Origin of the sequence: Vogesella sp. EB (genome assembly GCF_001037925.1) — a bacterium.
GTDB classification, from domain to species: domain Bacteria; phylum Pseudomonadota; class Gammaproteobacteria; order Burkholderiales; family Chromobacteriaceae; genus Vogesella; species Vogesella indigofera.
Map to the genome: position 1 here is coordinate 1 of NZ_LFDT01000025.1, position 21,719 is coordinate 21,719.

Annotated in this window: 24 protein-coding genes and 4 tRNA genes; 11 read left to right on the top strand and 17 right to left on the bottom strand. The window is 65.7% G+C overall.

Annotation, left to right across the window (positions count from 1 at the left end):
* From ACG97_RS13040 to ACG97_RS13060, 5 genes are all read left to right on the top strand, one after another.
* A partial coding sequence (locus ACG97_RS13040) for an MFS transporter (protein WP_047967811.1) occupies window positions 1–632 on the top strand: 632 nt, incomplete at its 5' end.
* Window positions 629–1,171: a DUF3833 domain-containing protein gene (locus tag ACG97_RS13045; protein WP_047967812.1), complete on the top strand. Its 543-nt coding sequence runs from the start codon at window positions 629–631 to the stop codon at window positions 1,169–1,171. The genes ACG97_RS13040 and ACG97_RS13045, both read left to right, overlap by 4 nt.
* Complete coding sequence (locus ACG97_RS13050) at window positions 1,168–1,941, top strand: SDR family oxidoreductase (RefSeq protein WP_053068175.1); 774 nt, start codon at window positions 1,168–1,170, stop codon at window positions 1,939–1,941. Before ACG97_RS13045 ends, ACG97_RS13050 begins: the two co-directional genes overlap by 4 nt.
* Window positions 1,938–2,351: a nuclear transport factor 2 family protein gene (locus tag ACG97_RS13055; protein WP_047967813.1), complete on the top strand. Its 414-nt coding sequence runs from the start codon at window positions 1,938–1,940 to the stop codon at window positions 2,349–2,351. The genes ACG97_RS13050 and ACG97_RS13055 overlap by 4 nt, the downstream gene beginning before the upstream one ends.
* A 43-nt stretch (window positions 2,352–2,394) precedes the next feature.
* Window positions 2,395–3,318, top strand: a complete 924-nt coding sequence (locus ACG97_RS13060; RefSeq protein WP_053068176.1) for a MerR family transcriptional regulator — start codon at window positions 2,395–2,397, stop codon at window positions 3,316–3,318.
* Between the two features lie 99 nt (window positions 3,319–3,417).
* On the opposite strand, the gene ACG97_RS13065 is transcribed toward ACG97_RS13060, so the two are convergent.
* Entirely contained in the window at window positions 3,418–3,897 is a 480-nt protein-coding gene (locus tag ACG97_RS13065) for a DUF1841 family protein (protein ID WP_238377336.1), read from the bottom strand.
* A 50-nt stretch (window positions 3,898–3,947) separates the two neighbouring features.
* Here ACG97_RS13065 and ACG97_RS13070 point away from each other — a divergent pair, with 50 nt between their 5' ends.
* Entirely contained in the window at window positions 3,948–4,433 is a 486-nt protein-coding gene (locus ACG97_RS13070) for a glutathione peroxidase (RefSeq protein ID WP_047967814.1), read from the top strand.
* A gap of 69 nt (window positions 4,434–4,502) precedes the next feature.
* On the opposite strand, the gene trmB is transcribed toward ACG97_RS13070, so the two are convergent.
* A complete protein-coding gene (trmB, locus tag ACG97_RS13075; protein WP_047967815.1) occupies window positions 4,503–5,183 on the bottom strand; it encodes a tRNA (guanosine(46)-N7)-methyltransferase TrmB in 681 nt (226 codons plus the stop codon).
* A gap of 241 nt (window positions 5,184–5,424) precedes the next feature.
* On the opposite strand from trmB, the gene ACG97_RS13080 reads away from it, so the two are divergent.
* On the top strand, window positions 5,425–5,733 hold the full coding sequence (locus ACG97_RS13080) for a hypothetical protein (RefSeq protein WP_047967816.1): 309 nt from the start codon (window positions 5,425–5,427) through the stop codon (window positions 5,731–5,733).
* Between the two features lie 92 nt (window positions 5,734–5,825).
* On the opposite strand, the gene ACG97_RS13085 is transcribed toward ACG97_RS13080, so the two are convergent.
* Window positions 5,826–6,692, bottom strand: coding sequence for an SDR family oxidoreductase (locus ACG97_RS13085; RefSeq protein ID WP_047967855.1), 867 nt, complete (start codon window positions 6,690–6,692; stop codon window positions 5,826–5,828).
* Between the two features lie 33 nt (window positions 6,693–6,725).
* Here ACG97_RS13085 and ACG97_RS13090 point away from each other — a divergent pair, with 33 nt between their 5' ends.
* Window positions 6,726–7,757, top strand: a complete 1,032-nt coding sequence (locus ACG97_RS13090) for a CDP-6-deoxy-delta-3,4-glucoseen reductase (RefSeq protein WP_047967817.1) — start codon at window positions 6,726–6,728, stop codon at window positions 7,755–7,757.
* A gap of 63 nt (window positions 7,758–7,820) precedes the next feature.
* Here ACG97_RS13090 and ACG97_RS13095 read toward each other — a convergent pair whose 3' ends face one another.
* From ACG97_RS13095 to ppa, 3 genes are all read right to left on the bottom strand, one after another.
* Window positions 7,821–8,465, bottom strand: a complete 645-nt coding sequence (locus tag ACG97_RS13095) for a hypothetical protein (RefSeq protein ID WP_053068177.1) — start codon at window positions 8,463–8,465, stop codon at window positions 7,821–7,823.
* Between the two features lie 7 nt (window positions 8,466–8,472).
* Entirely contained in the window at window positions 8,473–9,366 is an 894-nt protein-coding gene (locus ACG97_RS13100) for a LysR family transcriptional regulator (protein WP_047967818.1), read from the bottom strand.
* Window positions 9,367–9,438: 72 nt separating this feature from the next.
* Window positions 9,439–9,969 (bottom strand): inorganic diphosphatase, encoded by a 531-nt coding sequence (ppa, locus tag ACG97_RS13105; protein WP_047967819.1) that lies wholly within the window; start codon window positions 9,967–9,969, stop codon window positions 9,439–9,441.
* A gap of 109 nt (window positions 9,970–10,078) precedes the next feature.
* On the opposite strand from ppa, the gene coq7 reads away from it, so the two are divergent.
* A complete protein-coding gene (gene coq7 / locus ACG97_RS13110) occupies window positions 10,079–10,699 on the top strand; it encodes a 2-polyprenyl-3-methyl-6-methoxy-1,4-benzoquinone monooxygenase (protein ID WP_047967857.1) in 621 nt (206 codons plus the stop codon).
* Window positions 10,700–10,782: 83 nt separating this feature from the next.
* On the opposite strand, the gene ACG97_RS13115 is transcribed toward coq7, so the two are convergent.
* The 9 genes from ACG97_RS13115 to murJ all read right to left on the bottom strand — a co-directional run bounded on the left by ACG97_RS13115 (window position 10,783) and on the right by murJ (window position 17,956).
* The gene (locus tag ACG97_RS13115) at window positions 10,783–12,195 is read right to left on the bottom strand and encodes a sodium:proton antiporter (protein ID WP_047967820.1); all 1,413 of its coding nucleotides are present in this window, start codon (window positions 12,193–12,195) and stop codon (window positions 10,783–10,785) included.
* A gap of 213 nt (window positions 12,196–12,408) precedes the next feature.
* The gene (gene cysN, locus ACG97_RS13120) at window positions 12,409–13,845 is read right to left on the bottom strand and encodes a sulfate adenylyltransferase subunit CysN (RefSeq protein ID WP_047967821.1); all 1,437 of its coding nucleotides are present in this window, start codon (window positions 13,843–13,845) and stop codon (window positions 12,409–12,411) included.
* A gap of 88 nt (window positions 13,846–13,933) precedes the next feature.
* Complete coding sequence (gene cysD / locus ACG97_RS13125; RefSeq protein ID WP_047967822.1) at window positions 13,934–14,860, bottom strand: sulfate adenylyltransferase subunit CysD; 927 nt, start codon at window positions 14,858–14,860, stop codon at window positions 13,934–13,936.
* Window positions 14,861–15,071: 211 nt separating this feature from the next.
* Window positions 15,072–15,146, bottom strand: a tRNA-Glu gene (locus ACG97_RS13130).
* Window positions 15,147–15,155: 9 nt separating this feature from the next.
* Window positions 15,156–15,232: transfer RNA gene (locus ACG97_RS13135), tRNA-Arg, on the bottom strand.
* Between the two features lie 4 nt (window positions 15,233–15,236).
* Window positions 15,237–15,311 (bottom strand) — tRNA-Glu (locus tag ACG97_RS13140).
* A 7-nt stretch (window positions 15,312–15,318) separates the two neighbouring features.
* A tRNA-Arg gene (locus ACG97_RS13145) sits at window positions 15,319–15,395 on the bottom strand.
* Window positions 15,396–15,512: 117 nt separating this feature from the next.
* Window positions 15,513–16,355, bottom strand: coding sequence for an NADPH-dependent 7-cyano-7-deazaguanine reductase QueF (gene queF / locus ACG97_RS13150; protein WP_047967823.1), 843 nt, complete (start codon window positions 16,353–16,355; stop codon window positions 15,513–15,515).
* Between the two features lie 65 nt (window positions 16,356–16,420).
* On the bottom strand, window positions 16,421–17,956 hold the full coding sequence (gene murJ / locus ACG97_RS13155) for a murein biosynthesis integral membrane protein MurJ (protein ID WP_047967824.1): 1,536 nt from the start codon (window positions 17,954–17,956) through the stop codon (window positions 16,421–16,423).
* 128 nt (window positions 17,957–18,084) lie between these two features.
* On the opposite strand from murJ, the gene rpsT reads away from it, so the two are divergent.
* Together rpsT and ACG97_RS13165 are read left to right on the top strand one after the other, a co-directional pair.
* Entirely contained in the window at window positions 18,085–18,351 is a 267-nt protein-coding gene (rpsT, locus tag ACG97_RS13160) for a 30S ribosomal protein S20 (RefSeq protein WP_047967825.1), read from the top strand.
* Between the two features lie 101 nt (window positions 18,352–18,452).
* A complete protein-coding gene (locus ACG97_RS13165) occupies window positions 18,453–19,553 on the top strand; it encodes a phospholipase A (protein WP_047967826.1) in 1,101 nt (366 codons plus the stop codon).
* 75 nt (window positions 19,554–19,628) lie between these two features.
* Here ACG97_RS13165 and ACG97_RS13170 read toward each other — a convergent pair whose 3' ends face one another.
* Window positions 19,629–20,792, bottom strand: a complete 1,164-nt coding sequence (locus tag ACG97_RS13170) for an acetate/propionate family kinase (RefSeq protein WP_047967827.1) — start codon at window positions 20,790–20,792, stop codon at window positions 19,629–19,631.
* Between the two features lie 3 nt (window positions 20,793–20,795).
* The gene (locus ACG97_RS13175; RefSeq protein WP_047967828.1) at window positions 20,796–21,716 is read right to left on the bottom strand and encodes a bifunctional enoyl-CoA hydratase/phosphate acetyltransferase; all 921 of its coding nucleotides are present in this window, start codon (window positions 21,714–21,716) and stop codon (window positions 20,796–20,798) included.
* Between the last annotated feature and the right edge of the window lie 3 nt (window positions 21,717–21,719).

A 21,719-nucleotide genomic window follows, 5' to 3' on the forward strand; every position in this document is an offset into this window, starting at 1 on the left:
ATGCGGCGCCGCACTGGCGCCAGCTGTGGCGTGACGCCGCCTTCCGCCGCGTGCTGCTGGTGCTGCTGCTCAACGCCACCGCGATGGCGATTCCGGCGACGCTGCTCAATTTCTACATCGCCGACCTGCTGCGCACGCCGGCGCTGGCCGGGCTGTTCCTGCTGCTGTACTTCCTCGCCGCGGTGCTGTCGCTGCCGCTGTGGGTGCGCCTCGCCGACCGCATCGGCCGCGTCGCCGCCTGGCGCGGCGGCATGCTGCTGGCGCTGCTGGTGTTCCTGCCGGTGCTGGGGCTGGGCGAGGGGCAGGGCGGGCTGTTCGCGGTGGTGTGCCTGCTGACGGGCGCGGCGCTGGGGGCCGACCTGGCCTTCGGCAGCGCGCTGGTGGCCGACGTGCTCGGCGAACGCGTCGCGGCGCAGGGCGGTGCCGCCTTCGGCGCGGTGTCGATGATGAACAAGCTGGCGCTGGCCTGTGCCGCCGGCCTTGCACTGCCGCTGGCGGCGCAGCTGGGCTACCAGCCCGGTGGCGACGCCTCGGCGCTGCCGTGGCTGTATGCCGGCCTGCCGGCGCTATTCAAGCTGGCGGCCTGCCTGGCCTTGCCGCCGGCAGTGACCTTCTCGGGAGCAAGAACATGATCCGGATACTGAAAGCCGCCGTGCTGGCGGCGTTGTGCGGGCTGCTGGCGGCGTGTTCCAGCGCCAGCATCGACGACTACCGCGGCACGCGGCCAGGCTTTGACCTGAAAACGTATTTCAACGGCCCGGTGACGGCGCAGGGCATGTTCCAGGACCGCAGCGGCAAGGTGCTGCGCCGCTTCAGTGTGCAGATGAGCGGCAGCTGGCAGGGCGACCGCGGCGTGCTGGACGAGCACTTTACTTACGATGACGGCGAAAAACAGCGCCGGGTGTGGACGCTGCAAAAGCTGCCCGATGGCCGCTACAGCGGCACCGCCAGCGACGTGGTGGGGCAGGCCAGCGGCCGCAGTGCAGGCTTTGCGCTGTTCTGGGACTACACGCTGCGCCTGCCGGTGGACGGCACGGTGTACGAGGTGCGTTTTGACGACTGGATGTACCAGCTGGACGAGCACACGGTGCTGAACCGCTCGGTGATGAGCAAGTGGGGCGTGCGCCTCGGCGAAGTCACGCTGATGTTCCGCAAGGGGGAGCAGCCGTGAGCCTGAACCCCAAGCTGCAGGACTGGCACAACCGCCGTGTATGGCTGGTCGGCGCCGGCCACGGCATCGGCGCGGCGCTGGCGCGCGAGCTGCACCGCCTCGGTGCCTGGGTGGCGCTGTCCGGCCGCCACGAGGCGGCGCTGCGCGAGGTCGCCAGCGGCCACGAGCGGATGTGGCTGCTGCCGCTGGACGTGACCCGCCCCGAGGACTGGCAGCGCTGCCGCGACCAGTTGCTGCAGCAGTGGCAGGGCATCGACCTGGTGGTGATGCTGGCCGGCGACTACACCCCGCTGCGCGCCTGGCAGCTGACGCCGGAGCTGGCGCGGCGCATGGTCGACGTCAACCTGCTGGGGGTGATGTACGGCAGCGCGGCACTGGTGCCGCAGCTGATGGCGCAGTCCGGCGGCGCCATCGCGCTGGTGGCCAGCGTCGCCGGCTGGGGCGGCATGCCCAACGGCCTGGTGTACGGCGCCACCAAGGCGGCGGTGAACCACTTCGCGCAGACGCTGTACCTCGACCTGCACCGCCACGGCATCGGCGTGCACGTGATCAATCCCGGCTTTGTCGCCACCCGCCTTACCGCGCAGAACGAGTTTGCGATGCCGGCCCTGCTGACGCCGGAGGAAGCGGCGCAGCAGATCGTGCGCGGCTTTGCCCGCGGCGAGTTCGACATCCACTTCCCGAAGCGCTTCTCGTGGCCGCTGAAGTTGGCCGCACTGTTGCCCTACCGCCTGTATTTCTGGCTCGCCCACAAGGTTACCGGACTATGAATCCCCATCTTGCCCGCCATCTGGACTGGTTTGCCTCGCTGTCGCCAGTGACGCTGGAAGACATCGACGCCGTCTACGCCGAGTCGGCCACCTTCCGCGATCCGTTCCAGGCGCTGCACGGCCGCGCCGCGATCAAGGCGCTGTACGCGCGCATGTTCCAGCGGCTGCAGGCGCCGCGCTTCGTGATCGGCGCGGTGGTGGCGCAGGGCGAGCAGGCCTTCGTCAGCTGGGATTTCAGCTTCGTGCTGCTCGGCCGGGCGCAGCAGATCCACGGCGGCACGCTGCTGACCCTCGCCGCCGACGGCCGCATCGCCGCGCACCGCGACTACTGGGATGCGGCGGAAGGGGTGTACGAAAAACTGCCGCTCATCGGTGCCTTGCTGCGTGTGATCAAACGGCGCATGGCATAATGCGGGCCTTGTCGATGTCTTGTCGGGACGCCAGGTTGTACAAATGATGAACGAAGACTCTGCCCTGAGTGATGGCGGCCTGCCCATCGCCGCCGTCGAACGCGAAACCGGCATCCCGAAGGACCTGTTGCGGATGTGGGAGCGCCGCTACGGCTTTCCGCAGCCGGCGCGCGATGCCGCCGGCGACCGCCTGTACAACGCGGCGCAGGTCGGCAAGCTGAAGCAGGTGCGGCGGCTGATGGATCTCGGCTTCCGCCCCGGCAAGCTGGTCGGGCAGAGCATGGCGCAGCTGGAGGCGCTGGCGCTGGCGCACACCCCGGCGCGGGTGGTGCCGGATGTCTGTGCCGGCCTGATCGACGCGCTGAGTGGCCACGACGCGCTGGCGGTGCGCGAGCTGCTGCGCCACCGCCTGTTCGAGCTCGGCCTGCGCCACTTCATCTGCGATTTTCTGGCGGCGGCCAACCAGCTGGTCGGCGAGGCGTGGATGCGCGGCGAGCTGCGCGTGCACGAGGAACACCTGTACTCGGAAGAGATCAAGCGCGTGCTGCGCGAGACCCTGGCCGGCATCCCTTCCGGTCAGCAGTCGCCGCGGGTGATGCTGACCACCTGTCCCGGCGAGCTGCACCTGATCGGGCTGCTGATGGTGGAAGCGCTGCTGCGCCTGGCCGGCTGCGACGCCATCGCCTTCGGCGCGCAGATGCCGCTGTCCGACATCGCCAGCGCGGCGCAGAAGCACCGCGTCGACGTGGTGGTGCTGTCCTTTTCCGCCTCCTACGAGGCCAGTCCGCAGGCGGACATCGCGCTGCTGGACACGCTGCTGCCGGCCGGCGTCGAGCTGTGGCTCGGCGGTGCCGGCTGCCGCGGCCTGAAGCGGCTGCCGCCGCGCGCCACCTTGCTGACGCTGGACCAGCTCGACGCCAGCGTCGGCCGCTGGCGCGAACGGCAGCCGCCCGCAATTGCCGTTTGAAAAAGGCGGCGACCTTGGCCATAACAAAGAGGCCATCACGGCATGTTGCCGGATGGCCCTGGGGTGGTGGTGGCGCGGTCCCGCGCTGACGGCGCGGAGTCAGTCGTCCATGTCTTTCAGGTTCAGGCGCGGGGTGTCTTCCGGATCCTGCCCCAGCTTGCCGCGGATACAGGACAGGTACACGTTGACATCCGGCCCGCCGCCGTAACGCTGCGCCTGCCAGATCATCTCGCCGAGGCAGTCCAGCACCTCGTGCTGCGCGTCGTGCTCGCTGCCGGTCTGCTGCAACAGCTGCTGGTACAGCGCGCGGATGCCGGGTGGCTGGTCGATCGACAGCTGCTCTTCCAGCGCCAGGTGCATGCCCATGTGCAGGAAGGGGTTGGTTTCGCCTTGCTCCGGCATCCACTCGCGCTCGGCGTACTGCTGCGGGCGGTTGAGCAGGTCGTGGTATTCCGGATGCAGCATGATCACGCTGAACAGCAGCTTCTCCAGATCGGTCAGCGGCTGACCGGCTTGTTGCTTCTGCCAGGTATCGAAAAAGAAACGGCGGGCATCCTGTCGGCTGGGTGCGAACATCATGGTTGACTGATTTACTCGGAAAAGCAGCATTATACGGATGGAGACCCACCATGACCACGATTGCGGACTTTGCGGCCAACCTTGGCGATGGCCTGTTGCAACCTCTGGCGCAGTACCGCGGCCAGGTGCTGCTGATCGTCAACACCGCCAGCGAATGCGGCTACACCCGGCAGTATGCCGGTCTGCAGGAGCTGCACAGCACCTATCAGGGACAGGGCTTCAGCGTGCTGGGCTTTCCCTGTAACCAGTTCGGCGGCCAGGAGCCGGGTGACGCCGGCGCGATCCGTGATTTCTGCGTCAGCCGTTTCGGCGTCAGCTTCCCGCTGTTCGAGAAAGGCGACGTCAACGGCGGCAACGCCAGCCCGTTGTGGCATTGGCTGACCGGCGCGGACGGCAAGCACCCGCATCCGGTAAAGTGGAACTTCACCAAGTTCCTGATCGACCGCAAGGGGCGGCTGGTGAAACGCTACGAGCCGGCGGCGGAGCCGCACGACATCGCCGGCGACATCGAGGCGCTGCTGCAGGCCGCCACCTGAGCGCTGCCACAAAACACTGCGGCCAACCTTGCGCGCAAGGTTGGCCGCAGTGTCATGCCGGCAAGATGCTTACTTGCGGGTAAAGATCACATCCCACACGCCGTGGCCGAGACGGATGCCGCGCGCCTCGAACTTGGTCAGCGGGCGGTAGTCCGGACGCGGCGCGTAGCCGTCGGCGCTGTTGGCCAGCTCGGCATTGGCACTGAACACTTCCATGATCTGGATGGCGTAGTCTTCCCAGTCGGTGGCCGCGTGCAGGTAGCCGCCCGGCTTTAGCTTGCGTACCAGTTTCTCCACCAGCGGCGCCTGGATCAGGCGGCGCTTGTTGTGGCGCTTCTTGTGCCACGGATCGGGGAAGAAGATGTGCACGCCGTCCAGCGAGCCGTCCGGCAGCATGTTGTCCAGCACTTCCACCGCGTCGTGGCGGATCAGGCGCAGGTTGCTGAGATTCTGCTCGTCGATCAGCTTGAACAGGTTGCCTACCCCCGGCGAGTGCACCTCGATGCCGAGGTAGTCCTTGTCCGGATTGCCGGCGGCGATTTCGGCGGTGGCGCCGCCCATGCCGAAGCCGATTTCCAGGATTTTCGGGGCCGCGCGGCCGAAGGCCTGCTGCAGGTCGAGCGGCGCCGCCTGATACTCGATGCCCCATTTCGGCATGCCTTCGTCGATGGCGCGCTGCTGCGCAGGAGACAGGTGGCCCTGACGCAACACGAAGCTGCGAATGGCGCGGTTGAAGGCCGGATTTTCCATGGTCGTCACTCAAAAACTGCAAAAAGATCGCGATGTTACCGAATCTTGGCCGCTAGCGGTAGGGCTGGGCCACCGGCGCGGCACGCGCTGCGGCAGCGCCCGGCCTTGCCCCGCCTGGGTCGCTGCCGGCGGCCACTTGGTGCAGATCAACTCCGTCACCGATTCACCTTGGCAAAGCGGCAGCATGTGCCATGCTGTGTGAGGGGAAAGCGGACGTAGCAATGGACACGGGAGGTGTCTCATGAATGATGAACTGCATGACTTTGTAAAACTGCTGGAAGAGTACCGCGCCGAAGGGCAGGAACTGGGCACGTTGCTGTGCGTGGAGCCGGTGCGCCACCTGTCGCTGCCCTTGTGCCATGAGACCTGCGCCGAGTTGCGCGCCATGGCCGAGGTGTTCCAGTGTGACGAGGCACTGCTGGCCAGTGCCATCCTGCGCGGTGCGCTGCGCCATATGCAGCTGCACCTCAACGACGATCTTGACGCGCTGGCCGCAATGGCACGCGACCGGCTGTGCAGCCCTTGCGAGGACGCCAGCGAAGCGATCTGACGCAGCAGCAGCCGATAACGGAATCCCCCGCAGCGGCGTATGCCACTGCGGGCTTTTTTATGGCGGCGGCCAGGGTTGGCCGCACGGCGGCGCTACAGCTGGCGCAGCAGCTCGTCCACCGTCGGGTAGCGCAGGCAGCCGGGCAGCTCGCGCAGCAGCCGCGCGTTGCAGAGGCGCCGCGATTCGGCCATGAACGACCACAGCCCCGGCGACACCTGCTGCTGTACCACCGCGCGCGGCAGCCGCGGTGCGCGCGGGTAGCCCAGCGTATCGGCCAGCTTGTCGTACCACTCGCCGACCGGCAGCGGCTGGCTGTCGCAGGCGTTGTAGACGCGGATGCCGCCGCGCGGCTGCTGCAGCGCGGCGACGCACAGCCGCGCCAGGTCGTCGGCGTGGATGTGGTTGCTGACGCTGTCTTCGGCGGCATCGATCAGCGGCGTGCCGTTGACGAGGCGGGTGAGCGGCAGCCGCTCGGCGGCGTAGATGCCCGGTGCGCGCAGGATGGTCAGCGCGCTGCCGTGGGCGATGGCGAAGCTGCGCAACGCGCGCTCGGCATCGACGCGGCGGCACGCGCGCGGCGACGTTGGCCGCAGCGGCGCGCACTCGTCCAGCCACTTGCCATCGGCATTGCCGTACACGCCGCTGGTGCTGATATAGACCAGCTGCTGTGGTAAACTCGGCGTTTTTGCCAGTCGCGACAACACCTTGCGCATTCTGGGGTCGATATTGCCGCTGTCCGGCGGCGGTGCGGTGTACAGAACCGCGTCGGCGATACCGGCGAGGCGCTCGAGACTGCGCGCATCATCCAGATCGCCCGGCACTGGCTGGGCGCCCAGCTGTCGCCATTGCGCGGCGGTTTCCGGGCGGCGCGTCAGCGCCAGTATCCGCCAGTGCGGCAGCAGCAGGGGCAGGGCACGCCGGGCGATGTCGCCGGTGCCGATGATCAACAGGGTTCGCATGACGGCCATTTTAGCGAAGTTTAAGGGAACAAGATGACGTGTCAGGTAAAGGTGCTTCCGAGCGGCCATTCTTTTGCGGTTGAAACGCATGAAACCATTCTTGAGGCAGCTTTGCGCCAGAACGTCGGCCTGCCTTACGGCTGCCGTGACGGTGCCTGTGGCGCCTGCAAGGGCAAGGTTGTCGCCGGCGAGGTAGAGCACGGTGGCGCGCAGGAAAAGGCGCTGTCCGCCGCCGACCGCGCCCAGGGTATGGCGCTGTTCTGCTGTGCCAAGCCGCAGGGCGACATCACCATCGAAGTGCGCGAGCTGGCCGGCATCGGCGACATCCAGATCAAGACCCTGCCTTGCCGCGTGGAGTCGATCGAGAAGATCCACGACGTGGCAGTGCTGAAGCTGAAGCTGCCGGTCTCCGAGCGCCTGCAGTTCATGGCCGGCCAGTACATCGACATCCTGATGAAAGACGGCAAGAAGCGCAGCTTCTCCATCGCCAATGCGCCGCACGACGACGCCTTCATCGAGCTGCACATCCGCAACCAGCCGGGCGGTACCTTCTCCGAGTACGTGTTCAACAGCATGAAGGAAAAGGAAATCATGCGCTTCAAGGGGCCGCTGGGTTCCTTCTTCCTGCGCGAGGATTCCGACAAGCCGATCATCATGGTGGCCAGCGGTACCGGCTTTGCGCCGATCAAGGGCATCATCGAGCACGCCATCCACCACGGCATCACCCGCCCGATCGTGTTCTACTGGGGCGCGCGCACACCGCACGACCTGTACATGGCGGAGCAGGCCGGCCAGTGGCAGGCGCAAAACGCCAACATCACCTTCATCCCGGTGGTGTCGGACGCGCTGCCGGAGCACAACTGGCTTGGCCGCAGCGGCTTCGTGCACCAGGCGGTGCTGGACGATTTCGACGACCTGTCCGGCTACCAGGTGTACGCCTGCGGCGCGCCGATCATGGTCGAGGCCGCGCACAAGTCCTTCATCGCCGAGCGCAAGCTGCCGGAGGATGAGTTCTTCTCCGACGCCTTCTTCCTGTCCAAGGACATGAGCGGCAGCAAGCCGTAAGCCGGCCTCCGCCGATGACAAAGCCGCCTGCAAAGGCGGCTTTTTTGCGTGTGGGCGGCGGGCTCAGGGCGCCGGCCGCAGCAGCTGCTCGAAGATGCCCTGCGTCAGCTGCTGCTGGCCAAGGCCCAGCTCCAGCAGCCGGGCCAGCGTCAGCGCGTAGTGGCTGTGCAGTAGCGGCGGCCGCGCAAACTCCTGCAGCAGCGCGCCCAGCTCCGGCTGGCTGTCGTCGTGCTGCGCACGGCGGTATTGCTGCGCCAGCGCCAGCAGCTGCTGTCCCAGCTGCAGCTGGCTGGCAAAGAACGCCGGCCAGTCCGGCTGTGTCTGGCCGTGCTGCATCGCCTCGCGCAGCAGCGGGCCGTTGATGTAGAGAAAGGCGTCAAACACGCGCTGGCAGAAGCGGCCGGCACCGCGCGGGCCGCACCACAGCCAGGCGCCGGCGGCTGGGGCGAGGGCATCCAGCAGCGGCCGTGCCTGCTCGCGCAAGGCCGGGGTGCAGCCGACGAACAGCATGAAACCGTACTGCCGCGCCGCCGGGTGCGGCGTGACCGCCAGTTCGACGTCGATGTCCGCGCAGTCGCTGCCGCCCAGGCGCAAGCCCTGCCAGCACAGCGCCGTGCCGTGGCGACTGGCCGCCGGCTGCAGGCCGCAGTCAGCCAGCCGCTGTTGCAAAGCGTCGAGGGTGGTGGCGGGAGAGGCGGGCAGTTCCATCCGGTGTTTACAGTAGTTGCCAGTCAAAGTCGCGCAAACGCTGCAGGAACCAGGCCATCGCCTGCCCCGGTTCCTTGGTTTGCCATGCGTAATATAGTGGCACGGGATCGCGCGCGTCTTCCACTGCCTTGAGCAGCAAACGGCCGTCGGCCAGCGGTTTTTGTACATGCTGCAGTGGCAAAAAACCAATACCGAGGCCGGCGCACTGCATGTTGATCTTGTCGTCGAGGCTGGACACCGTTAGCCGCGCCTGGCCTTCCTGGATCGAGGCGCTGCGCGGCGTCAGCGTGCGCGAGCTGTCGGCCAGCACGATGATGCGGTGCTTGCGCAACTCGTGTGCCGGGATCGGCTCCGCCGCCTGTGCCAGCGGGTGCGACGGTGCGACGCAAAAGCCGAAGGCGGCGTGGCCCATCTCGCGGCAGTACAGGTTGCCCTGTACCGGCATGTCCGGCGCCCCGATGGTGAGGTCGGCGCGGCCGTCGATCAGCGCATCCCACATGCCGCCAAAGTTCTCGCGCGTCAGGCGCAGCTCGGTCTGCGCGCCCAGCTCGTTGAATTCGCGCACCAGCTGGATCACGCGTGCGAATGGCAGCAGTTCGGAGATGGCGATGCGCAGCTCGCCCTCCCAGCCGGTGGCGTGGGTCTTCACCCGCTGCTCCAGCATCGCCGCCGAATCCAGCAGCGCGCGCCCTTCCTGCAGCAGCAGCTGCCCGGCCGAGGTCAGCTTGGCCTTGTGGCCGCTGCGGTCGAACAGCATCACGCCCAGGTCCTGCTCCAGCTTCTGCACGCTGTAGGTGATGGCGGACGGCACGCGGAACAGCGCCTCGGCGGCGGCGGCAAAACTGCCGCGGCGGTCGATGGCGTCCAGTACCAGCAGGGCGTCGAGGGAGAGTCGGGTCATGGTGGGGCAGCCTGAAAGCAGGATAAAAAAAGCCGGTGGCGCGTGCCACCGGCTGTGTCGGCCATCACGGGATCAACCCTGCTTGGCGCGCTCGATGCCTTCTTCCAGTTCGCGGGTGGCATCTTCCAGTGTACCCCAACCCTGGATTTTGACCCATTTGCCTTTTTCCAGATCCTTGTAGTGCTCGAAGAAGTGCACCATCTGGTCGCGCAGCAGCTGCGGCAGGTCTTCCAGCTTCTGGATGTCCTTGTACATCGGGCACAGTTTTTCCACCGGCACCGCGATCAGCTTGGCGTCGACACCGCCGTCGTCTTCCATCTTGATCAGGCCCAGCATGCGCACGCGGATCAGTACGCCCGGCGGCAGCGGGAACGGGGTCACCACCAGCACGTCGACCGGGTCGCCGTCACCGGCGATGGTCTGCGGCACGAAACCGTAGTTGGCCGGGTAGAACATCGAGGTGCCCATAAAACGGTCCACGCACAGCGCACCGCTTTCCTTGTCGAATTCGTACTTGATCGGGGCGCTGTTGGCGGTGATCTCGATGACGACGTTAACGTCGTTCGGCATGTTCTTGCCCGGGCTGATGAGGTCGATATTCATGCGTGAAAGTCCTTTTCCGGTTGAGTCGTCAGGAATAAACCCGGTGATTATACCAGCAGCCCAGCCGAGGTATAATCGCGTCTATTGATGAAGGCCATAACCGCACATGATGCTAGATAACCTGATTTCCGAATTCGACCGCGGCCTGCGCACCCTGTTTGCGCCAGCCAGCAGCGCGCGCCCGCACCCCGACCGCGATGTCGCCGAGGCGGAGCTATCCGCCGCGGACAAACGCCACGCGCTGGGACTGATGCGCGTCAACCACTGCGGCGAGGTGTGCGCGCAGGCGCTGTACCAGGGCCAGGCGCTGACCGCGCGCGATCCGGCGGCGCGCGAGGCGTTGCGTCATGCCGCGTTCGAGGAGGTGGAACATCTGGCGTGGACCGAGCGCCGTATCCGCGAACTGGGCGGCCGTCCCAGCCTGTTCAACCCGCTGTGGTACACCGGCTCGCTGGCGATCGGCGTCACCGCCGGCCTGCTCGGCGACAAGTGGAACCTCGGCTTCCTGCAGGAAACCGAGCACCAGGTCGGCGCCCATCTTGACAGCCATCTCAGCGAGCTGCCGGCACAGGACGACAAGAGCCGTGCCATCGTCAGCCAGATGCGCGACGACGAGCTCAAGCACGCCGACATGGCGCAGCAGCTGGGGGCGGCCAGCCTGCCGCTGCCGGTGAAGGGCATGATGAAGCTGTCCGCCAAGCTGATGACGGTGAGCAGCTACCGGCTGTGAATACCGCCGCATGAAAAAGCCGCCCCTCGGGCGGCTTTTTTGTTGGCGGCCAACCTTGCGCAAGGTTGGCCGCAAGGCCTGCATCAGAAGAACAGCACGGTTAGCAGTAGGAAGGTCGGGATCAGGAAGGCGCAGGCCCAGCCGATGTAGCCGAAGAAGCTCGGCATCACCACGCCGCGCTCTTCCGCGATCGCCTTCACCATGAAGTTGGGGGCGTTGCCGATATAGCTGTTGGCGCCCATGAACACCGCGCCCATCGAGATCGCCAGCAGGGTGTTGGCGCCGGCGCCCATCAGCTGCTGCGCGTCGCCGCCGGCGAGGTTGAAGAACACCAGGTAGGTCGGCGCATTGTCGAGGAAGCTGGACAGCGCACCGGTGAGCCAGAAGTAGGCGACATTGACCGGGGTGCCGTCGGGGGCGGTCACCATGCGCACCAGGCCGGCGAAGGCGCCGTCCGAGCCGGCCTTCAGCATCGCCAGCACTGGGATCATGCTGATGAAGATGCCGGCGAACAGCTTGGCCACCTCCAGCATCGGCGCCCAGTTGAAGGCGTTGGCCTCGCGGCAGTGGCGCGGCGTCAGCTTCAGCGACAGCCCCGCCATCGCCAGCAGCAGCAGGTCACGCACCACGTTCTGCAGCTCGATGTCGAGGCCGTACACCTGCCACACCACGCCCGGCTGCCACACGCCGGACAGCAGCACCGCCACCACCACGCCGCCCAGCAGCAGGAAGTTGAGCTTGCCCTCGATGCGCAGCGGGCTGTCCGGGGTTGGGTCGCGTGCCAGCGTCTGCGCGCTTTCCTTGCGGTAGAAGTAGCTGTCCAGCACGAAGAAAACCAGCAGCAGGATCAGGCTGGCGCTGAACATCGGCGCCAGCATGTGCTCGATGGTCCAGCCGAAGCCGACGCCCTTGAGGAAGCCGAGAAACAGCGGCGGATCGCCCAGCGGCGTCAGCGAGCCACCGATATTGGCGACCAGGAAGATGAAGAACACGAACACGTGGGTCTTGTAGCGGCGGTTGTCGTTGGCGCGCAACAGCGGGCGGATCAGCAGCATCGAGGCGCCGGTGGTGCCGGTGAAGCTGGCCAGCACGGTGCCGGTGGCCAGCACGCCGCTATTGAGCAGCGGCGAGCCGTGCAGATTGCCGTTAATGAAAATGCCGCCGGCAACGGTGAACAGCGCCACCAGCAGGATGATGAACGGCACGTACTCCAGCACCATGGTGTGCAGGATGTCGTGGCTGACGCCGGCCAGACCATGGTTGGCCGCAAACGGCAGCACGAAGGCCAGCGCCCAGCCGGCGGCGATCTTGCCGAAATGGTGGTGCCAGATGGCGGGAGCCAGCAGCGGCATCAGGGCAATGCTTAACAGCAGGCCGGCAAAGGGCACGGCCCACAGCATGGACAGTTCTGCGCCATTGACGCTGGCGTGGGCCAGCGACGGCAGCAGCGTCAGTGCCAGCGGCAGCACAGGACGTAGCAAGCGGGGTAGGGACATGTTCGACTCTGGGTTGGGCAGGGGGCGCTGCGCTTCCGGCGAGTGCGCGCACCCTTGATTGTTATGACTCGTTCGAGGCGACCGGAAGGCGGCAATTGTAACCGCCGCATCCGTCGCCGCGCCATCGGGAACTGCCCTGCCCCCGGTGTGCCGCGCACAAAACAAAACGACCAGCCGCAGGGCTGGTCGTTGTGGGGGGGCGGCGCCGCAGGGTTAACCGAACAGCTTGCTGACGTCTTTGGCTTCCCAGTGCGGGAAGTGCTTGCGCACCAGCGCGTTGAATTCGATCTCGAACGCGCGCAGGCGGGCGAGGTCGCTCTGGTCCTGGCTGGCGCTGTCCACCGCCACCGCGCTACGGATCATGCCGGCACCGGCGGTGCCGTTGGACAGGCGGTCGATGACGATGAAGCTGCCGGTGGCGCGGCAGTCTTTGTAGGCGTCGAACACCACCGGTGCGGTGAACACGATGCGCACCAGCGCGATCTCGTTCAGCTGCAGCTTTTCCGCTTCGAAGGCGTCCAGCGTGTTGACGTCCACACGGTGCACGATGCGCTCGACGCGGCCGGTAACGTTCTTGCCGGCTAGCTTGAAGCCGTAGTCCTTGCCCACCACCAGCGGGTTTTCGTCCATCCACACCAGGTGGGCCTCGATCGCCTGGCTGACCGTCGGTGCCGTCTCGTCGACGCGCACGATCATGTCGCCGCGCGAGATGTCGATCTCGTCGGCCAGCGTCAGGGTAATGGCCTGGCCGCTGCGCGCCACATCGAGCTTGCCCTCGTACACCACCACGTTTTCCACTGTGCTCTGTTTGCCGGACGGCAGCGCGACGATGCGGTCGCCGGGGCGGATCTCGCCGCTGGCGACGGTACCGCAGAAACCGCGGAAGTCCAGGTTCGGGCGGTTGACGTACTGTACCGGCAGGCGGAAGGCATTCTGCGCCACGTCGTGGTCGATCTCGACGCTGTCGAGAATGCCCATCAGCGTCTGGCCGTCGTACCACGGCGTGCGCTCGCTGGCGGTGACCACGTTGTCGCCGCGCAGCGCCGAGATCGGCACGAAGCGGATGTCGGCGATGTCGAGGTTGGCCGCAAAGGCGAGGTATTCGTCGCGGATGCGATTGAACACCGCCTCGTCGAAGTCCAGCAGGTCCATCTTGTTGATGGCCACCACCACGTGCTTGATGCCCAGCAGGCTGACGATGTAGCTGTGGCGGCGGGTCTGCGTCTGCACGCCGTAGCGGGCGTCGATCAGGATCACCGCCAGGTTGCAGGTCGAGGCGCCGGTGGCCATGTTGCGGGTGTACTGCTCGTGGCCCGGGCAGTCGGCGATGATGAACTTGCGGCGGTCGGTGCTGAAGTAGCGGTAGGCGACATCGATGGTGATGCCCTGTTCGCGCTCGGCCTGCAGGCCGTCCACCAGCAGCGCGAGGTCGATCTCCTCGTCGGTGGTGTTGTACTTTTTCGAGTCGCGCTGGATCGCCGCCAGCTGGTCTTCGAAGATCAGCTTGGAGTCGTGCAGCAGGCGGCCGATCAGCGTCGATTTGCCGTCGTCGACGTTGCCGCAGGTGATGAAGCGCAGCAGGTCCTTGTTTTCGTGTTGCTTCAGGTACGCCAGGATGTCGCTGGCGATCAGGTCGGATTGGTGTGCCATGAGCGTCGTGCCTTGCATCAGCAAGGTTGGCCGCATGCGGCCAACCTTTGAACATTCGGTAGGGGCGAAGAGGGCCTTGAACGGGCGCTTAGAAGTAGCCTTCCATCTTCTTCTTCTCCATCGAGCCGGACGAGTCGTGATCGATCACGCGGCCCTGGCGTTCGGAGGTCTTGGTCAGCAGCATTTCCTGGATCACTTCCGCCAGCGTGGTGGCTTCCGATTCCACCGCGCCGGTCAGCGGATAACAGCCGAGGGTGCGGAAGCGGACCTTCTTGGTCTCGATCTTCGCCTTTTCCTCGTCGCTGAGGTACTGCAGGATGCGCTCGTCGTCGATCATGATCAGCGTGCCGTCACGCTCGATCACCTTGCGCTCGGCGGCAAAGTACAGCGGCACGATTTCGATGTTCTCGAGGAAGATGTACTGCCAGATGTCCAGCTCGGTCCAGTTCGACAGCGGGAACACGCGGATCGACTCGCCCTTGTTGATCTTGGCGTTGTAGATGTTCCACAGTTCCGGACGCTGGCTTTTCGGGTCCCAGCGGTGGTTCTTGTCGCGGAAGGAGTACACCCGCTCCTTGGCACGCGATTTTTCCTCGTCGCGGCGGGCGCCACCAAAGGCGGCGTCGAACTTGTACTTGTTCAGCGCCTGCTTCAGGCCTTCTGTCTTCATCACGTCGGTGTGCTTGGCACTGCCGGCGGTGAACGGGTTGATGTTGGCGTCGACGCCTTCCTGGTTGACGTGGACGATCAGGTCCCAGCCGTATTCCTTCGCCTGCTTGTCGCGCAGCGCGATCATGTCCTGGAATTTCCAGGTGGTATCCACGTGCATCAGCGGGAATGGCGGCCGGCCGGGGGCAAAGGCCTTTTGTGCCAAATGCAGCATCACCGCCGAATCCTTGCCGATGGAGTACAGCATCACCGGGTTGTCAAACTCGGCGGCGACTTCACGGATGATGTGGATGGACTCGGCTTCAAGTTGCTTGAGGTGAGTCAGCCTCTCCTGACTGATATTCATCTTTGCGCTCAATTCTCTGGCTGTTGGCATCGTCGGCAGCATCTCTGCCGTGCCGGGGATTCCGACAGTTGAACTGTACCGGAGCGCGGACGCGGCCAGAAAGACTGATTTTATATATCAATATGCGATATCGAGAGCAAAAACAATGGCAAGGCGGGAATATCGAGGCAGAAACAAAAACACCACCCGAAGGTGGTGTTTTTGCTGAATCTGGCGTCCCCACGGGGAATCGAACCCCGGCCGCCGCCGTGAAAGGGCAGTGTTCTAACCGCTAAACTATAGGGACTGAATTGTGTGGTGCACCCGGAGCGATTCGAACGCCCGACCCTTTGGTTCGTAGCCAAATACTCTATCCAACTGAGCTACGGGTGCAACTTGGCGTCCCCACGGGGAATCGAACCCCGGCCGCCGCCGTGAAAGGGCAGTGTTCTAACCGCTAAACTATAGGGACGCTGTGGTGGTGCACCCGGAGCGATTCGAACGCCCGACCCTTTGGTTCGTAGCCAAATACTCTATCCAACTGAGCTACGGGTGCACTGTTCTCGTTTGCTGTTGCTTGCGAGAGACGCGAACTATACGGATGCCGCCGCCGCCTGTCAAGCCGGTGGCGGCAATTTCTTTTGCCGGCCGTGCCCGGCACGGCGGCAATGTGTCATTGCCGTGCGGTGCGGGTGTTGTCCGGAGCCACGGCGGCCGGGTCGTTGCTGCGCCACGGGTTGATGTCCAGCCCGCCGCGGCGGGTGTAGCGTGCGTACACCGTCAGCCGGCTCGGCGCGCAGGCGCGCAGCACGTCGACGAAGATGCGCTCCACGCACTGCTCGTGGAATTCGTTGTGCTGGCGGAAGCCGATCAGGTAGCGCAGCAGCGTCTCGCGGTCGATCTGCGGCCCGGTGTAGCTGATCTGCACGCTGCCCCAGTCCGGCTGGCCGGTGACCAGACAGTTGGATTTCAATAGCTGCGAAGTCAGCGTTTCGCTGACCACGTTGACCGCATCGGCCCTGAGCGCTTCCGGGCACGGCGCGTAGCTGCTGACTTCGATGTCCAGTTCGTCGATACAGTCGCCGGCCAGTTCCACGATCCGCTCGCGGCCGAAGTCGGCGGGGGAGAGCAGGCTGACCTGCACCTTGCCGCCGGCGGCGTTGGACAGGTCCAGCTCCAGCTGCGCGGCCACCTGCTGCCAGCTGGCGATGCGGGTCTGGTTGTAGCTGTTCAGGTACAGCTTGAACGACTTGGACTCGATCAGTCGCGGGCTGTCGGCCGGAATGCGGAAGGTGGCAATCGCCACCTGCGGCTTGCCGCGGGCATTGAGCCAGGACACTTCGTAGCCGGTCCACAGGTCGACGCCGCCAAACGGCAGCGCGTCTTCGGTGACGCCGATCTCGTCGCGTTTTTGCTGGCGCGCGATCGGGAACAGCAGGCTGGCGTCGTACTGGTCCTGGTAGTCGACCTTCTTGCCCAGTGGCGAGAATTCGGGGGTGTAGCTCGGGTTCATCATGGTCTTCCTTGGCTTGCGGCCAACCTTGGGGCGGCAACAGCTTGATGTTTAATGGTAGCGAGTCGTCAGCTCTCGCGGCGCATGAACTGGCGCGGGCGCATGCCCAGTGCCAGCAGGGTGGCGAAGTAGGCGACGGCACCGGCGATGACCAGCAGCAGTAACCACGCCGCGCGCTGCCAGGCGTGGCCGTGCCAGTCGATCGGCAAGACCTGCTGCAGCGCCAGCAGCGCGGCGGCCATCATCAGTACCGCCAGCAGCAGCTTGCCGAGGAAGCCGCCCCAGCCGGTTTGCGGCCGGTAGATGCCGTGCCGTTTCAGCTGGTGATAGAGCAGCGCGGCGTTGAGGCAGGCCCCGAGGCCGATCGACAGCGCGAGGCCGGCGTGGCGGAACGGGCCGATGAAGGCCAGGTTCATCAGCTGGGTGGCGGTCAGCGTCACCAGTGCGATCTTGACCGGGGTCTTGATGTTCTGCCGCGCGTAGAAGCCGGGCGCCAGCACCTTGACCAGGATCAGCCCCAGCAGGCCGATGGCGTAGGCGATCAGCGCCTGCTGCGTCATCAGCGCATCATGGGCGTTGAACTTGCCGTACATGAACAGGGTGGCGATCAGTGGTTGTGACAGCAGGGCGAGACCGACGGTGGACGGAATCGCCAGCAGCAGCGACAGGCGGATGCCCCAGTCCAGCAGGCGGCTGAATTCCTCGCCGCTGTCGCGCGCCGCATGTTTGGACAGCGACGGCAGCAGGATGGTGCCCAGCGCCACGCCGAGGATGCCGGTCGGGAACTCCATCAGCCGGTCGGCGTAGTACATCCACGACACGCTGCCGGACACCAGGAAGGAGGCAAAGATGGTGTTGATCACCAGCGAGATCTGCGCGATCGACACGCCGAAGATCGCCGGCCCCATCTGTCGCACCACGCGCCACACCGCGGCGTCCTTCAGGTCCAGGCGCGGCCACGGCAGCATGTCCAGCTTCTTCAGGTGCGGCAGCTGGTACAGCAGTTGCGCGATGCCGCCGATGAACACCGCCCACGCCAGCACCAGTACCGGCGGGTCGAAGTAGGGCGTCAGCAGCAGCGAGCACAGGATGAAGGACACGTTCAGCAGCGTCGGCGTGAACGCCGGCACCGAGAAACGGTTCCAGGTATTCAGCACGCTGCTGGCCAGCGACGACAGCGAGATGAACAGGATATAAGGAAAGGTGATGCGCAGCAGCTCGCTGGTCAGCGCCATCTTGTCCGGATCATGGGCAAAGCCGGGCGCCGATATCCAGATGATGGCGGGGGCGGCCAGCATGCCCAGCGCGGTGACGGCCAGCAACACCAGGCTCAGGGTGCCGCTGATGTGCGACAGGAAGCGGCGGGTGGCGTCCTCGCCCTGCTGTTCCTTGTATTCCGCCAGCACCGGCACGAAGGCCTGCGAGAAGGCGCCCTCGGCAAAAATGCGGCGCAGCAGATTGGGCAGCTTGAAGGCGACAAAGAAGGCGTCGGTGGCCATGCCGGCGCCGAAAACACGCGCGATGATGGCGTCGCGCACGAAGCCGAGCACGCGCGAAACCAGGGTCATGCTGCTGACTTTTGCCAGTGCTTTGAGTAAATTCATGCTTTACCGAACGGGTTGATAACGCTTTTATCGAGGGCCGTAGTTTACGCGGGAGGTATTGTTGTTGCAAAACGTGATCTTAGGCCTTAAAATCTGCCGTTTCAGATTCAGCTCATCAGGAGAATTCCATGGCTAATAGCGCACAAGCTCGCAAGCGTGCACGCCAGGCCCTTAAGCAGCGCGCGCACAACGCAAGCCTGCGTACGGCCTTCCGTACCGCCGTTAAGAAAGTGATCAAAGCAATCGAAGCCGGCGACAAGGCAGTAGCAAACACTGTGTTCCTCGCTTCCGTTAAAGTGATTGATCGTCTGGCTGACAAAGGCGTGTACCACAAGAACAAGGCAGCTCGCCATAAGAGCCGTCTGTCTGCTCACATCAAGGCCATGGCTGCCTGATCCGAGTTTGACGCAAGAATACGCAAAGGCTCCGCAAACGCGGAGCCTTTTGTGTTTCTGCGTGGTCTACCGTGCTTTGTTCCTGAATTGCGGGTGAGTCGATGAAGTTGTTGCCGCCAGTCCTGTTGCTGCTAGCCAGTCAAGTCCATGCCGATGAGGCGCTGTCACCGTTCAAGCACTGCCGAGGCATTCTGGCCGATGCCGAGCGCCTGGCCTGCTTCGACGCGCTGCTGCCACCGGCACCGTTGCTGCTGCCGTCGGAGCTGTCGGTCGCGCCGGCACCCGCGGCCGCGGTGACCACGTTGGCCGCAAACGAATTGCCGCAACTGACCACCGCGCCGGTGGCGGATGACGCCGGCACGCCACCGCTCGCGCCGCGCTTCTCCGCCTCGGGGCTGGCCAGGCAGTGGGATCTGGACGAGGACAACAAGCTGGGCACCTTCGTGCTGCGTGCGCACCAGCCGACCTACATCCTGCCGTTGTGGCACCTGTTCTCGCCCAATTCGCAGCCGTCGTCGCCGACGCAGGAATCGGTACGCCTGTTCGGCACCAAGCTCAACAATGTCGAAACCAAGTACCAGCTGTCGTTCAAGAGCAAGCTGTGGCAGAACGTGCTCGGCACGCCGGCCGACCTGTGGTTTGGCTACACCCAGCAGTCGCACTGGCAGATGTACAACAAGGGGCAGTCGTCGCCGTTCCGTGAGACCGACTACGAGCCGGAAGTGATGCTGACCACGCCGCTGCCGGCGCACTGGACGTGGCAGGGCTGGCGCCTGCGCATGGCCGGTGTCGGCGTGGTGCACCAGTCCAACGGCCAGACCGACCCGCTGTCGCGCAGCTGGAACCGGGTCTATGTGATGGCCGGCGCGGAAAAGGGCAACCTCAGCCTGACCGGGCGTTGGTGGTACCGGCTGCCGGAATCCGACGCTACTGACGACAATCCGGACATTACCCGCTACATGGGACGCGGCGACGTGCAGGCGGTATACCGCTGGAACGATCACACCCTCGGCGGCCGCGTGCGCTACAACCCGCTGCACGGCAAGGGCGCGTTGCAGCTGGACTGGACCTTCCCGGTGGCGGGACGGCTGCGCGGCTATGTGCAGGGCTTTTCCGGCTACGGCGAAAGCTTGCTCGACTATAACCACCATTCGCGCGGGGTCGGTATCGGCCTGATGCTAACCGACTGGCTGGCTAACTAACTGAGACGCGGCGGCAAGACAAAGCGGCGGGCGGCGGAGTGATCCGCCGCCCGCCGCTTTTCTATTGGTGCGGGATTACAGCTGCACGTCGCCGCTGAGCAGTGCGGCGGCCTCGCGCGCCATTTCACCTTCCTCGTCGGTAGCCATGACATAGGCGTGGCGCGCGCTGTGCGGGGTGGTGATGCGTTGCGAGCGGGCAAGGTTGGCCGCAAGGTCGACCTCGAAGCCGAGCCAGGACAGCTGCTTCAGGATGCGGGCGCGGATCTCCGGTGAGCGCTCGCCGATGCCGGCGGTGAACACCACCGCGTCCAGCCCCTTCATCGCGGTGGCTAGCGACGCCACTTCGCGCGCGGCACGGTAGCAGAACAGCTCGATCGCTTCCTTCGCCGCCGGCTCCTTGCTGGCCAGCAGCTCGCGCATGTCGGCGGACAGGCCGGACACGCCGAGCAGGCCGCTGTGCTTGTACAGCTCCTGCCGCACCTGCGCGATGTCCATGCCTTCGTGTTCCAGCCAGTACAGCACCACTTCTGGATCGAGGTTGCCGGGACGGGTGCCCATCATCAGGCCGTCGACCGCGGAAAACCCCATGCTGGAGGCGATGCTGCGGCCGTCGTGGATGGCGCAGGCGCTGGCGCCGCTGCCCAGATGGCAGACCACCACGCGCTGGCTGGCCAGCGCCATGTCGCCCAGCCGTCGCGCGATGGAGGCGTAGGACAGGCCGTGGAAGCCGTAGCGGCGGATGCCCTGTTCATGCCAGTGGCGGGCGATGCCGAAGCGGGTGGCGACCTCGGGTTGGCCGCAATGGAAGGCGGTGTCGAAGCAGGCGATCTGGGTCAGCTTGCTGTCCAGTCGCGCAAAGGCACTCATCACGCCAAGGCTGGCCGGCTGGTGCAGCGGTGCCAGCGGAATCAGCTCCGCCAGGTGGTCGACCACTTCCGGGGTCAGCACCACCGGGCTGGTGTAGCGGTCGCCGCCATGCACCACGCGGTGCGCCACCGCTACCGCTTCCAGTCCCTTGTCGGCGAGGACGTTGAGCACCGCCGCCACCGCTTCGTCGCGGCCGCTGCCGGCCAGCGTCACCCGCGTCTGGCGGCCGCCGTAGTCCAGCTCCAGGCTGGCGCCGGCGGCACCGAAACGGTCGACGAGGCCGCGTGCCAGCAGTTGCACGCCGTCCGGCTGGTAGGCACGGAATTTCAGCGTGGCGGAGCCGGCATTGATGGCGATGAGAGCCTTGCCCATTACTTATCCTTTTTTGTAGGCGGCAAAGACGTTGGCCACCGCCGCCGAGGCCAGCCGTCCGGCCGCATCATCGGCACGACTGGTCAGCACGATCGGCACCCGGGCGCCCATCACGATGCCGGCACTGGCGGCGGCTGCCAGATAGGTCAGCTGCTTGGCCAGCATATTGCCTGATTCCAGGTCCGGCACCAACAGGATGTCCGGCTCGCCGGCCACCGGCGACTCGATACCCTTGGTGTCGGCCGCCGCGTGCGAGATGGCGTTGTCGAAGGCCAGCGGGCCGTCGAGCAGTGCGCCGCGGATCTGGCCGCGGTCGGCCATCTTGCACAGCGCCGCCGCGTCCAGCGTGGCGCGCATCGCCGGATTGATGGTTTCCACCGCCGCCAGGATCGCCACCTTCGGCTGCGCCACGCCCAGGGCGTGGGTCAGGTCGATGGCGTTCTGGCAGATGTCGCGCTTGGTCATCAGGTCCGGCTCGATGTTGATGGCGGCATCGGTGATGAACAGGTAGCGCGGGTAGCTTTCCACCTTCATCACGAACACGTGGCTGATGCGGCGGTCGGTGCGGATGCCCTTGGTGCGGTCCAGCACCGCGCTCATGAACTCGTCGGTGTGCAGGCTGCCCTTCATCAGGCTGTCGGCACGGCCGTCGCGCACCAGCGCCACCGCGCGCTCGGCGGCGGCGTGGCTGTGCTCGGCGTCGATCACCTCGAAGCGGGCGAGGTCGATGTCCATGCTGGCGGCCAGCTTGAGCAGCTTGGCGCGCGGGGCGATCAGGATCGGGGTGGCGATGCCGTGGTCGGCGGCCTCGACCGCGCCCAGCAGCGCTTCCGGGCTGCAGGGGTGGGCCACCGCCATCGGCTGCGGGCCGTTGGCGGTGGCCTGGCTGATGATGTCGCTAAAGGCGTGTGCGTCGCGGATCATGAT